Source organism: Streptomyces sp. 8K308 (genome assembly GCF_004348315.1).
GTDB lineage: Bacteria > Actinomycetota > Actinomycetes > Streptomycetales > Streptomycetaceae > Streptomyces.
In genome coordinates this window covers 1-12343 of record NZ_SMKC01000207.1, presented here as the reverse complement: position 1 = coordinate 12343, position 12343 = coordinate 1, and the positions used below count along the sequence as shown (strand labels likewise).

Below are 12343 nucleotides of genomic sequence, written 5' to 3'. Positions count from 1 at the left end.
GGGCAGAACTGCCGGGTGTCAGCCCTCCGGCATCGCCGAGGAGTGGTGGTTCACGATCAGCCACTCGCCGGTCGCCGGGTCCTTCTCGTAGACGAAGGTGTAGCGCGCGGCCACGTCCCGCTGTTCGCCCGTCTCGGGGTCGGTCAGGTGGAAGGTGTACGCGCCGGAGTCCACCGCCGCGTTGTGGGACAGGATGTCGACGTAGGACTCGTTGATCTCGCCGTCCGGGTCCTGGGCCAGGAAGTGCTCGAAGTAGTCGACGATGCCCTCGCGGTCGGTGCGTATCCGGTTGGAGAGGGTCGGCTCCAGGACCGCGTCCGCCGCGTAGCGGTCGGCGACGACCTCGGGGTCGCCGGTGGCCAGCGCGTCGTTCCACTCGTCGAACAGAGCGCGGATCTCCTGCTCGGTGGGCTGCCCGTGGGAGGCGGTGTCGGCGCTGGACTGGCCGGAGGCGGAGGCGGTCGCCGCCGCGCCGGCGGTGAGGAGGCCGGCGGTGATCAGGGCCGCGGCGCCAAGGGTTTGGCGCCCGGTGAAGGCGATCTTTCGCATGCGCCAAGAGTTCAACGCGGGCGGTCAAGGACGGGCATGTTCCAGTAAAAGGGCCTCAAGTCTCTTCTAAAGACTGTCCCCAGCGATCTGAAGCGGTTGGTTGGTTCCGCTCCGCCGCGGGCGCGCGGCGTCAGGGGATGCTCAGCTCGTAGCGGCTGACCCAGGTGACCGGGCCGTCCTCAAGCCGCTGGCCGGGGGCGCCGCCCACCGGTACGTCTCCGCGGTGCCTGAACCCCCGCTCCTCGTAGTACGAGCGGAGTCGGTGGTTGGAGCGCACGCAGTCCAACCGCAGGGCGGCCACTCCCCGCTGGCGCGCGCGGACGGCTGCCCAGTCGAGGACGATCGAGCCGAGCCCGGTCGCCCAGCGGCGCACCGCCAGTCGATGGATGTATCCGGCCGTGCCCCCGACATCCGCCCACACCCGGTCCTGCCAGTCCAGGGTGACGGTCCCCGCCGTCTCCTCTCCCAGGCCGACGAGCCACGTTTCGCCACGGGAAATCGCCTCCTCGACCCAGGCGGCCTGAAAACGCGCGGGCCACTGGCTGATCCCTCGGGCCATGAGCCACGCCGCCGCCTCGTCGAGCACGCTGAGCACCTCGGGTGTGCACTCGTGGGTGGCCCGCCGGAAGCCGAGGCGGCTCCCATGCCACTCGATCGTCACCGTGCCTCCTCGCGCGCGGCGGTCCACTCGGCGTTCGCGCCGCAGAGGACGAGGCATGGCAGGTCTCCGGGGACCCGGCCGGCCAGCCACGCGGCGAACGGGAGCGCCGCCGCCGGTTCGACCGCGATCCGGCACTCCTCCCACAGCCGGTCGCGTGCCTGGAGGATCTGCTCCTCGCCGACCAGCACGGACGACACGTCGTGTGCCGCCAGAACGGCGAAAGGGGCTGCACCGGCCCGGCTCGCGCCGGTCGCGGAGGCGGCGACTGAGTCCACGGCCGAGTCCACCGGCTCTCCCGCGGCGAGCGCGTCGTGCAGGCAGCGGCAGTGCTCCGGTTCGACGGCGACGACCCGGCGGCCGGCGCTCGCGAGTGCCGTACCGGCCGCGAGCCCGCCCCCGCCGACGGCCACCGCGATGGCGTCGACACCGGGTGCGTCGGCCACGATCTCGGCCGCCACGGTCCCCTGGCCCGCGACAACGGCCGGGTCGTCATAGGGGTGGAGGAACCTGCGGCCCGGTCGCGCCGCGGCGTCGGACGCCGCCGAGGCGGCCTCGGCGAAGGTGGCGCCGTGCCGGACGAGCCGCGCGCCGGCGGCCTCGATACGGCGGGCCTTCGCCGTCGGCGCGGTCCTCGGCACATAGACCGTCGTGGACACGCCGAGCAGCGACGCGGCCGTCGCGACCGCCAGGCCGTGGTTGCCGCCGGACGCGGCCACGACGTGGTCGTCCAGGGGGCCGGAGAGCATCGCGTTGAGCGCGCCGCGCAGTTTGAACGAGCCGCCGCGCTGGAGGTACTCCAGCTTGAGCAGGACGCGCCGGCCGTCGATCTCCAGATCGAGCAGCGGAGTACGACGGGCGTAGGGGCGGATCCTGTCGGCGGCCGCGCTGACATCGGCGGCCGAGAGCATGGGGGTCGAACTCTTCACGGGGGCCATGCTCCACGGCCTTCGCCCGTTAGTGCCAGCGCGCGTTCATAAGCCGCCGTTAGCGATGCTTACGATGGGGTCGTGGTGCGAGAGCTGGACGTCAACCGGCTGCGGGTCCTGATGGAGGTGGCACACGCCGCCTCCATCGCGGAGGCCGCGCGCAGTCTCTCCTTCACGCCCTCGGCGCTCTCGCAGCAGATCTCCAAGCTGGAAACGGAGGTCGGCACCCGTCTGCTGGAGCGCCGCCCGACCGGCGTCACCCTGACACCGGTCGGCTCGATCCTGGTGGAGCACGCGGAGCGCGTGATCGGAGAGCTCCGGCAGGCGCGCGCCGCGGTCGACGCCGCCATGGGGGCTCAGCCGCAGCGTCTCGCGCTGGGCTCCTTCGCCACCGCGGCGCAGGTGCTGGTGCCAACGGCACTGGCCGCGCTTCAACGCCGGCATGCCGGGGCCGAGCTGTCGCTCGTCGACATCGAACCGCCGGGAGGCTATGGGCTGGTGACGGCTGGCGATCTCGACATGCTGATCACTCACCGCTACCCCGGTGTGGCACCGACACCCCATCCGGGGCTCGACCGGCAGCCGCTGCTCGACGATCCGCTCCGACTGGTGCTGCCGGCTGACCATCGCCTCGCCGGGGGTGCGGCGCGTCGCCGGGTCAGCCTCGACCGGCTCGACGACGAGACGTGGATCTCCGGCGCGCCGGGCATCCCGAACCGGATCTGCCTGGAGACGCTCGCCCGCCAGGCGGGTGTCGAGCCCCGCGTCGCCTATGAGTCCGCCGACTACCAGGTCATCCTGGCGCTGGTCGGTGCCGGCCTCGGGGCGGCGCTGGTCCCCGAGGCCGTGCTCGCCGGTGCCGACCGCTCCCGGGTCTCGGTCCACGCTCTGCGCGGGCCCACCCCAGCACGCGAGATCAGCATCGTGCACCGCCGGCGACCGACCGCCCTCGTCCGAGAGCTCACGGCCTTCCTGCGAACCGCCGCTGGCGACCTCGGCGGGAAGGCCCCGCCGGGCTCGGGGGTTGAACTCCGCTACCGGGTCTAATCCCCGGCCTTCAGGCCGGGGAGGATGTCACAGGTTGAACTCCGTCGGGGAGAGGTTCAACACCCCGCACGCCTCGCGCAGCACGGCGAGCTCGGCCTGCGCGAAGTAGCCGTCGGCGCCGGCGATCACCATGCCGGTCTGGATCACGGCCCGCGCCTCCATCGGCTTCTTGGCGGCCTTGGCGATCTCCTCGAGCACCGCGCCGCGCCCGAACTGCGGGTTGGAGACCAGCTGGTCCACGTGCTTGTTGAACCGCTGCCGCAGCGTGTCGGCCGGGAAGTTCTGCAGGACCTCGTTGCTGACGATCAGCGACTCGACGCGCTGCCGCTCCGCCGCGTCCACCGTGCCGTCGGCCGCGGCGACCAGGGCGCAGATGGCCATGGAGGCGTCCCGGTAGCCGCCGCTCTTGAGCTCCGTCTTCATGGAGGCGAGCTGCGTCTTGAACACGCCGAGCAGCTGGGAGCGCGAACCGCCGCCGGATCCCCCGTGGCCGCCGGGGGCGCTGCCGAAGCCGCCACCCGCGCGGCCGCTTGAGCCGCCCGAGCTCCGGGACTGCTGGATCCCCTTCGCCGTGTCCTTGAGCCGATCCCACATGGCCATCTCCCCGTCGTCCGGTCTGTTCGGTTGCTTTCCGCGATCTCTCGCTCTCGCACCGTCAACGGTCATCGCGTCCCGCGAGTTCCCAGTTCACCAAGAGTTCTTAAAGTTCCCTGGCCCGGAAGGTGCGCAGGCGCAGGCTGTTGGCCACCACGGAGACCGAGGAGAAGGCCATGGCCGCCCCCGCGAGCATCGGGTTGAGCAGGCCGGCGGCCGCCAGCGGGAGCGCCGAGACGTTGTAGCCGAAGGCCCAGAACAGGTTGCTCTTGATGGTGAACAGCGTCTTCCTGGAGAGCCGGATGGCGTCCGCCGCGGCCAGCAGGTCGCCGCGGACCAGGGTCAGGTCGCCCGCCTCGATGGCCGCGTCGGTGCCCGTGCCCATGGCCAGGCCCAGGTCGGCGGTGGCCAGCGCGGCCGCGTCGTTGACGCCGTCCCCGACCATGGCGACCGTGCGGCCCTCGGCCTGGAGCCGCTGGACCACGGCGACCTTGTCCTCCGGCAGCACCTCGGCGATCACCTCGTCGATGCCGGCCTCGGCGGCCACCGCCCTGGCGACCTTCTCGTGGTCGCCGGTGAGCAGGATCGGGGTGAGGCCGAGCTCGCGCAGCCGGCGCACGGCCTCCGCGCTGGTCGGCCTGATGGCGTCGGCGACCTCGATGACCGCACGGGCCTCGCCGTCCCAGGCCACCGCGATCGCGGTGCGGCCGCGCTCCTCGGCGGCGGCCTTGGCCTCGGCCAGCGGCTCGGGCAGCGTCAGCGACCAGTCGGCGAGCAGCCGCTCCCGGCCCACCAGCACCGCGTGCCCGTCGACGACGCCGTGCACGCCGAGCCCCGGCACTCCTGTGAAGCCCTCGACGGCCGGCGGCGGGCCAAGGCGGTCGGCGGCGGCGTCCGCGACGGCCCGGGCGATCGGGTGCTCGGATGCGTGCTCAAGGGCGCCGGCGAGCCGCAGCGCCTCCTCCTCGGTGACGCCCTCGGCCGGGTGCACGGCGAGCAGCGACATCTTTCCGGTGGTCACGGTGCCGGTCTTGTCCAGCACGATGGTGTCGGCCCGCCGCGTGTTCTCCAGGACCTCGGGGCCCTTGATCAGGATGCCGAGCTGAGCGCCGCGCCCGGTGCCGACCAGCAGCGCGGTCGGAGTGGCCAGGCCGAGGGCGCACGGGCAGGCGATGATCAGCACGGCGACGGCGGCGGTGAAGGCGGTGGTGAGGCTGGCGCCGGTGCCGAGCCAGAAGCCGAGGGTGCCGAGCGAGAGGGCGATCACGATCGGCACGAAGACGGCGGAGATCCGGTCGGCGAGCCGCTGCGCCGCGGCCTTGCCGTTCTGCGCGTCCTCGACCATGCGGGCCATCCTGGCCAGCTGGGTGTCGGCGCCGACCCGGGTGGCCTCGACGACCAGACGGCCGCCGGCGTTGAGCGTGGCGCCGGTGACCGCGTCGCCCACGGCGACCTCGACGGGCACGGACTCGCCGGTCAGCATCGAGGCGTCCACCGCCGACGTGCCCTCGACGACGACGCCGTCGGTGGCGATCTTCTCGCCGGGGCGGACCAGGAAGCGGGTGCCGACGGCCAGTTCGCCGATGGGCACGCGCTCCTCGCGCCCGCCCTCGCGCACCACCGTGACCTCCTTGGCGCCGAGCTCAAGCAGGGCGCGCAGCGCGGCGCCCGCCCGTCGCTTGGCGCGGGCCTCGAAGTAGCGGCCGGCGAGCAGGAAGGCGGTGACGCCGGCGGCGGCCTCCAGGTAGATGGCCGAGCTGCCGTCGCCGCGCCCGATGGAGAACTCGAACGGGTGGGTCATGCCGGGCATGCCGGCGTCGCCGAGGAACAGCGCCCAGCCGGACCAGAGCAGGGCGGCCAGGGTGCCGACCGAGATCAGGGTGTCCATGGTGGCGGCGCCGTGCCGCGCGTTGGTCCAGGCGGCGCGGTGGAACTGCCAGCCGCCCCAGACGACGGCGGGCGCGGCGAGGGTGAGGGAGAGCCACTGCCAGTAGTCGAACTGCCAGGCGGGCACCATGGCCAGCGCGATCACCGGGGCGGCGAGCGCCGCGGTGACCAGCAGCCGGTGGCGCAGCGGGCCGAGCTCGTCCGCCTCGGCCGGCTCTGTCGCCTCGGGAGCGGCTTCCTGGCGGGGTGGCGGCGGTGGCTCCGCGGTGTAGCCGGTGGCCTCGACGGTGGCTATCAGGTCGGTGACGGTGACGCCGTCGGCGAAGGAGACCCGGGCCTTCTCGGTGGCGTAGTTGACGGTGGCGGTGACGCCGTCCATCCGGTTGAGCTTCTTCTCGATCCGGGCGGCGCAGGAGGCACAGGTCATCCCGCCGATGGCGAGCTCGACCTCGGAGGCCGCGGTGGCGGTGGCTCCGGCGGTGGTGGATGTGGTGGCTGTCATCTCGATCACGTCTCCTCGGCGGCCAGAATACCCCAGGGCGGTATCATCGCCCAGCGCTCATGTATACCCCCTGGGGGTATGTGAGCGCAAGGTGGCCCCGCGGCTCGCCTGGTGATCAACGACGATCTGCCGCAGGCTACGAAACATGCACAGCGACGCCGACCCCGCCGCCCGCAGGCTCACGATCGACCGGTCGAGCCTCGTCCACCGCCTGCGCTATGCCGTGCGCAACCCCGGGCGAATAGGCCCCCACCTGCGGCGCGGCGCGCGTGATGCCTGGCTGCGCACCCGGCACCGGGACCACGTCGCCTACTACCGCGCCGTGATGGCCTCGGACACCGCCCGCAGCCCGGAGGCGGCCGTCGGCAGCCGCGACCACGAGCGTTGGCTGGCGTTGGGCAAGCTCCAGTTCGACTACCTGAGGGACCACGGCCTGGCCCCCGGGCACCGGATGCTCGACATCGGCTGCGGCAACCTGCGCGCCGGCTGGCGGTTCATCGACTACCTCGATCCCGGCGGCTACTACGGCATCGACATCTCGCCCGACATCCTGATCAGCGCCAAGGAGACGCTGAGTGGCCGAGGGCTGCGGGCCAAGCTGCCGCACCTCACGCTCACCCGCGACCTCACCTTCGACTTCCTGCCGTCAGGACACTTCGACGTGGTCCACGCGCACAGCGTCTTCTCGCACTCGCCGCTGTCCGTCATCGACGAGTGCCTGGCCCACGTCGGCCGGATCCTGGCCCCCGGTGGCTTCTTCGACTTCACCTTCGACCGCACCGAGGGCCGCGAGCACCAGGTGCTGCGCGAGGACTTCTACTACCGCACCGAGACGCTGACCGACCTGGCCGCCGGGCACGGCCTGACCGCGCGGCTGATGGCGGACTGGGAACGGCTGCCCCACGGCCAGTCCAAGATCCGCGTCACCGCCGGGGCGCCGGGAGGCGCGCCATGACGGTGCCCCGCCCACGCGTCGTCGTCCACCCGCCGCGCGCCGCCGGCGGTCGCCGCGTCACCGTGGCCGGCCAGGACCTGGGCGTGGCCCGCTCCCCGGTGGAGCTCATCGAGTTCCTCCGGCGCGCGGGCCTCGACCCGGACGAGGTGCTGCTCGAGGACGCCACCCTCATCGAGTGGCGCGGCGGCGGCCCCGAGGTGTGGACCGGCACCGGCGCCGACCCGTTCGAAAGCTGAGCGGGCCGGGCTGGCCCACTCGTCTCTCGTGCTCCTCCTCGCCCGCCGCGAGATCGGATCTGGCGGCCGCCGCGCGCCATCTCGCGCCCCCCGGACAGATGAGTTTCCGCGCCGCCGGTGGTCTACCCAACCGAGCGGACCACCGACGGGCATGTCAGGGGACAGGGAGAGATGAGAGAGCGAACAGCCGGTCCCAGGGGGACCGGGACGGCGATCGAGACGTCCGGTCTCGTGAAGGTGTTCGGCGAGAAGCGGGCCGTGGACGGGGTCGACCTCACGGTGCCGGCCGGCACGGTGTACGGCGTGCTCGGGCCCAACGGCGCGGGCAAGACCACCACCGTCAGGATGCTGGCCACGCTGCTGCGGCCGGACGGCGGCGAGGCCCGCGTCTTCGGGCACGACGTGGCGCGCGAGCCGGACGCGGTGCGGGCCAGGGTGAGCCTGACCGGGCAGTACGCCTCGGTCGACGAGGACCTGACGGGCGCGGAGAACCTGGTGCTGCTCGCCCGCCTCCTCGGCCACCGCAAGCCGGCGGCGCGGGAGCGCGCCGCCCAACTGCTCGAGGCGTTCGGGCTGACCGAGGCCGCCGACCGGCAGACCAAGACCTACTCGGGCGGCATGCGGCGCCGCCTCGACATCGCGGCCAGCATCCTCAACACGCCGGACCTGCTCTTCCTCGACGAGCCGACCACCGGGCTCGACCCGCGCAGCCGCAACCAGGTCTGGGACATCGTGCGGGTGGTCGTCGCGCAGGGCACCACGGTGCTGCTGACCACCCAGTACCTGGAGGAGGCCGACCAGCTGGCGGGCCGGATAGCCGTGATCGACCAGGGCCGGGTGATCGCCGAGGGCACGCCGGGTGAGCTGAAGTCCTCGGTCGGCGCCGGCGCCGTGCACCTCAGGCTCCGCGATCCGGAGCAGCGGGCGGACGCCAGGCGGGTGCTCGGCCGGGTGCTGAACGCGCCGGTGCAGCTGGCCGCCGACCCGGTGGCGTTGACGGCCCGGGTGCTGCCGGCGGGCGCCGGCGACACGGAGCCGGCCGAGCTGGCCGCCCGGGCGCTGGCCGAGCTGGCGCGCCAGGGGATCAGCGTGGACGACTTCTCCCTCGGGCAGCCGAGCCTGGACGAGGTCTTCCTCGCCCTCACCGAGAAGAGCGAGGGGAAGAGTGGTGGCAGGAACAGCGACGAGAGCCTGACCAAGGGGGCCGCAGCGTGAGCACCGTAGCCGACACCACCCAGCAGGGCGCGCCGGGCGAGGCCGAGGAGGACGCCTACGTGCCGGCGGCCGGGGCGCTGGCCGCCGTGCTGACGCCGGCCGCGTCGCGGCCGCCGCGGCCCAGCCCGCTCTCCGCGTCCGCCACCTTCGGCTGGCGCGCGATGCTGAAGATCAAGCACGTGCCCGAGCAGCTGTTCGACGTCACCGTCTTCCCGGTCATGATGACGCTGATGTTCACCTACCTCTTCGGCGGCGCGCTGGCCGGCTCGACCAGCGAGTACCTGACCTACCTGCTGCCGGGGATCATGGTGATGAGCGTGGTCATGACCACGATGTACACCGGCATCGCCGTCAACACCGATATCCAGAAGGGCGTGTTCGACCGCTTCCGGACCCTGCCGGTGTGGCGGCCCGCCGCCATGGTCGGCTATCTGCTCGGCGACCTGCTCCGCTACGTGCTGGCCTCGCTGGTGATCCTCGCCGTCGGCCTCGCCCTCGGCTACCGGCCCGACGGCGGGGTGCTGGGGGTGGCCGCGGGGATCGCGCTGCTGCTGGTGTTCTCCTTCGCCTTCTCCTGGATATGGACGATGTTCGGGCTGCTGATGCGCTCCGAGAAGTCCGTGATGGGCGTCAGCATGATGGTGATCTTCCCGCTGACGTTCCTGAGCAACGTGCTGGTCGAGCCCGAGACCATGCCCGGCTGGCTGGAGGCGGTCGTGGACGTCAGCCCGGTCACCCGGCTCGTCGCGGCGGTGCGCGGGCTGATGGGCGGCGCGACGGACGTCGGCGAGATCACCTGGGTGCTGGTCGCGAGCCTGCTGCTGGTCGCGGTCTTCGGCACCCTCACCATGCGCCTCTACAACCGGAAGTAGGTCTCGCGCGGCGGTCGGTAGGCGCAGACCAGGCCGGTGGAGACGGACTCCCGCAGGTGCGCGGCCAGCTCGGGATGCCGGTCGTCGAGCCGGCGCAGGGTGTCGCGGATCCGCGCCGTCACGGTCTTGCGGGCGCGCTCCGCCTGGTCGCCGAGCCGCCGGTCGCGTCGGCCGAGGCCGGCCGCCGCCCGCAGCTCGGCGAGCAACGCGGCGCGCTCGGCGTCGAGTTCGGCCGCCCGGTCGGCGTCGCCCAGCCGCCCGGCCCGCGCGATCTCGGCGTCCAGACGGTCGAGGCGCCGTCGGTACTCGGCCTTGGCCCGCTCGTCGAGCACGGGGTCCCCGCCCAGCGGGGTGAACGAGCCGTCGGGGCTCAGCAGTTGGGTGGCCGGCAGCTCGGTGCCCGGCTGGCGCAGCAGCCGGTGCAGGTCGCGCAGGCCCTTGGCGTCCGGCATGCGCGCGGTGCGGCCCGCGTAGCGCAGCGTCCACACGGCGCCGTCGAAGCGGAACTCGTCGGGCGCCGCGGCGGGTGGGGAGTGGCCGGGCGCCGCTTGCGGTTCGGCGCGGGCGCGTAGCTGGGCCAGCCGGGCCGACAGGTGGGCCATGCCCAACTCCTCGGCCTCGCCGGCCGCCTGGTCGAGGACCGCCTCGGCGGCCGCCCCGTCGCCGGGACCGCCCCGGCCGAGCAGCGCGCCCGCCAGGCCGGCCCGCGCCTCGGCCGCCCAGGCCCGCGCCCCCATCCGGTCGGCGGAGCCGGCGGCCGCCGCGTAGCCGTCGACGGCGGCCGGCCAGCGCTCGGCCGCCGCCTCCACGCCCGCCGCCCACAGCGCCGCCGGGCCGCCGACGTCCAGGCCCCACAGCGACACCAGCCACTGGCCGAGGAGCGGCGCCAGCGCCGCCCTGGCCCCCGCGATCAGCTCGGGATCGCGGGTCACGGCGGCCGCCTGCGCCTGGAAGCGCAGCGCCAGCGGCCGCATGCTGATCGGGTAGCGCTTGCCGGCCACCGTCCGCCACAGCCGGACCACGGCCGCCGCGTCGCCCCGCTGGGCCGCGGTGATCCCCTCCAACAGCTCCCGGTACGCGTGGTCGTCGCCGTCCAACTCGCCGTGCAGCACGTCGAGCTCGGCGAACCGACCGCGGCCGAGCAGCATCGCCCAGCGCAACTGCCGCAGGTAGTAGTGGTGTGCACCGGGCGGGGCGTAGTCCTCGCTGAGCGTCAGCACCCGGCACCGCAGCTCGTCGGCCGCCGCGAACCGGCCCTGGAAGACGGCGATCACCAGCTGGTCGACGAGGGCCGAGAACCGGTAGCGGGGCGGCGCCGCCTCCGGCACGCCGGCCACGAAGTCCCGCAGCTGGTCGAGGAAGCGCGGATCGTCGCGTTCCAGCAGCGCCACCCAGCGGAACGACTTGGCGAGGTGTTCGAGGTCGCGGTCGCCGGTCCGGTGCGCCACCGCGATCATCTCGTCGGTCAGCGCCTCACGCTCCGGCGCGGTGCCGGGGCCCCAGATCGCGTCGTGCCTGGCCATCAACGAGAAGGCCAGCGCCTCGTCGTCCCCGGAGCGCCGGGCCGACACGGCCGCGCGCACGGCGAGTTCGGCGGCCATCCGCTGGCGGACCGCGGGCTGGTCCGCCGGCTCCGCGAGCTCGTCGGGTGCCGGCTGGTCGGGGCCGCGATCCCCGGCGACCACGCGGCGCCACGCCTCGCGCAGCAGCTCGCCGCCGAGCGAGGTGGGCGGCCCTGGCAGCTCCCCGTCGCCGCACGCCCAGTGTGCCGCGAGGCCGACCCGGGCCAGCAGCGCCTCGTCGCCCAGGGCGCGGGCCTCGGCCGCCGCCTCCAGGTAGATCCGCCCCCCGGCCGCCGGGTCGCCGGTGTGCTGGAGCTCGGCCGCGTAGGAGAGCCCGATCAGCACCCGGCGGCGCGGATCGGCGTCCGCGGCCAGCGCGTAGGCCCGTCGATGGTGGCCCACCGCCTCCTCGAACGACAGCCGCCGCACGGCCTCGGCGGCGGCCTCGGTCAGCAGGTCGAGCGCCAGGGCGGGGGCCAGCTCGGGCCCGGCGAGGTGGGCGTGCCTGGCCAGGTCGGCGGGCACCATCAGCTCGGCGGTCTCGGGGGAGCCGGCCAGCGCCTCGGCCACCGCGGCGTGCCGGCGGCGCCGCTCCGGCTCGTCGAGCGCTTCGTACAGCGCCTCGCGCACCAGGTCGTGGGCGAACGCGTGGCGGCCGGCGGCGCCCGGCGTCACCAGGCGGGCCGCCACCGCCTCGCCGAGCAGCCTGGTCACCTCGGGCGCCGGCGCCGCGCGCACCTCGACCAGCGCCCTCGGGTGGAACTCGCGGCCCAACACGGCCGCGTCGGTGAGCAGTTCGACGACCGGCTTGGGCAGCGGCGCGAGCCGCCGGCGGAGCGCGTCGCGTACGCCGGGCGGCACCACGGCCGGCAGCCCGGCCCCGGAGCCCTGCCACAGGCGCGCGGTCTCCTCGACGAAGAACGGGTTGCCGCCGGTGCGCCGGTGTACCTCGGCGGTCAGCTCGGGGTCCGGTTTCGCACCGGCGGTGCGGGCGATCAGGGCCCCGGTGCCGGCGAGGTCGAGTCCGGTCAGGGTGAGCGCGCTCGCCTTGGCCCGCAGCGGCAGCAGCAGCTCGCCGACCAGGTGCCCGGGCGCGGTCGTCGTCGTGCCCACGTCCCGGTAGGTGCCGATCAGCGACAGCCGCTCGAACCACGTGTGCTGGGCGGCGAACGCCAGCAGCCGCAGCGAGGCCGCGTCGGCCCAGTGCAGGTCGTCGAGCACCACCACCACGGGCCGCTCCTGGGAGGCGGCGACCAGGGCGCTGGTCACGGCGTCGTGCAGCCGGAAGCTCGCGGCGCCCTCCGCGCTGTGGTCGACGGGGGCGGCGGCGACCAGCG

General features: G+C 74.1%; 11 protein-coding genes. 5 read left to right on the top strand and 6 right to left on the bottom strand.

Features of this window, described 5'->3' with window-relative positions; genetic code table 11:
- Nucleotides 1–18 precede the first annotated feature (18 nt).
- The 3 genes from E1265_RS24235 to E1265_RS24225 form a co-directional block, all read right to left on the bottom strand.
- The gene (locus E1265_RS24235) at nucleotides 19–549 is read right to left on the bottom strand and encodes an SgcJ/EcaC family oxidoreductase (RefSeq protein ID WP_132933118.1); all 531 of its coding nucleotides are present in this window, start codon (nucleotides 547–549) and stop codon (nucleotides 19–21) included.
- 130 nt (nucleotides 550–679) lie between these two features.
- On the bottom strand, nucleotides 680–1210 hold the full coding sequence (locus E1265_RS24230; protein ID WP_165953859.1) for a GNAT family N-acetyltransferase: 531 nt from the start codon (nucleotides 1208–1210) through the stop codon (nucleotides 680–682).
- On the bottom strand, nucleotides 1207–2136 hold the full coding sequence (locus E1265_RS24225; protein ID WP_243741073.1) for a serine/threonine dehydratase: 930 nt from the start codon (nucleotides 2134–2136) through the stop codon (nucleotides 1207–1209). The genes E1265_RS24230 and E1265_RS24225 overlap by 4 nt, the downstream gene beginning before the upstream one ends.
- Before the next feature lie 81 nt (nucleotides 2137–2217).
- Between E1265_RS24225 and E1265_RS24220 the strand changes: the two genes are divergently transcribed.
- Entirely contained in the window at nucleotides 2218–3183 is a 966-nt protein-coding gene (locus E1265_RS24220) for a LysR family transcriptional regulator (protein ID WP_207931188.1), read from the top strand.
- A gap of 27 nt (nucleotides 3184–3210) precedes the next feature.
- Here the strand turns inward: E1265_RS24220 and E1265_RS24215 are convergent, their stop codons facing one another.
- Entirely contained in the window at nucleotides 3211–3783 is a 573-nt protein-coding gene (locus E1265_RS24215; protein ID WP_132933115.1) for a TerB family tellurite resistance protein, read from the bottom strand.
- Between the two features lie 100 nt (nucleotides 3784–3883).
- On the bottom strand, nucleotides 3884–6166 hold the full coding sequence (locus E1265_RS24210) for a heavy metal translocating P-type ATPase (RefSeq protein WP_132933114.1): 2283 nt from the start codon (nucleotides 6164–6166) through the stop codon (nucleotides 3884–3886).
- 145 nt (nucleotides 6167–6311) lie between these two features.
- On the opposite strand from E1265_RS24210, the gene E1265_RS24205 reads away from it, so the two are divergent.
- The 4 genes from E1265_RS24205 to E1265_RS24190 all read left to right on the top strand — a co-directional run bounded on the left by E1265_RS24205 (nucleotide 6312) and on the right by E1265_RS24190 (nucleotide 9444).
- The gene (locus E1265_RS24205) at nucleotides 6312–7121 is read left to right on the top strand and encodes a class I SAM-dependent methyltransferase (protein ID WP_132933113.1); all 810 of its coding nucleotides are present in this window, start codon (nucleotides 6312–6314) and stop codon (nucleotides 7119–7121) included.
- Nucleotides 7118–7357 (top strand): hypothetical protein, encoded by a 240-nt coding sequence (locus E1265_RS24200; RefSeq protein WP_132933112.1) that lies wholly within the window; start codon nucleotides 7118–7120, stop codon nucleotides 7355–7357. Before E1265_RS24205 ends, E1265_RS24200 begins: the two co-directional genes overlap by 4 nt.
- 171 nt (nucleotides 7358–7528) lie before the next feature.
- Entirely contained in the window at nucleotides 7529–8572 is a 1044-nt protein-coding gene (locus E1265_RS24195) for an ATP-binding cassette domain-containing protein (RefSeq protein ID WP_132933111.1), read from the top strand.
- 59 nt (nucleotides 8573–8631) lie between these two features.
- Complete coding sequence (locus E1265_RS24190) at nucleotides 8632–9444, top strand: ABC transporter permease (protein WP_243741074.1); 813 nt, start codon at nucleotides 8632–8634, stop codon at nucleotides 9442–9444.
- Here E1265_RS24190 and E1265_RS24185 read toward each other — a convergent pair.
- Nucleotides 9429–12343: AAA family ATPase (locus E1265_RS24185; protein WP_132933110.1), on the bottom strand; the 2915-nt coding region annotated here is incomplete at its 5' end. The two genes, E1265_RS24190 and E1265_RS24185, sit on opposite strands and share 16 nt — an antisense overlap.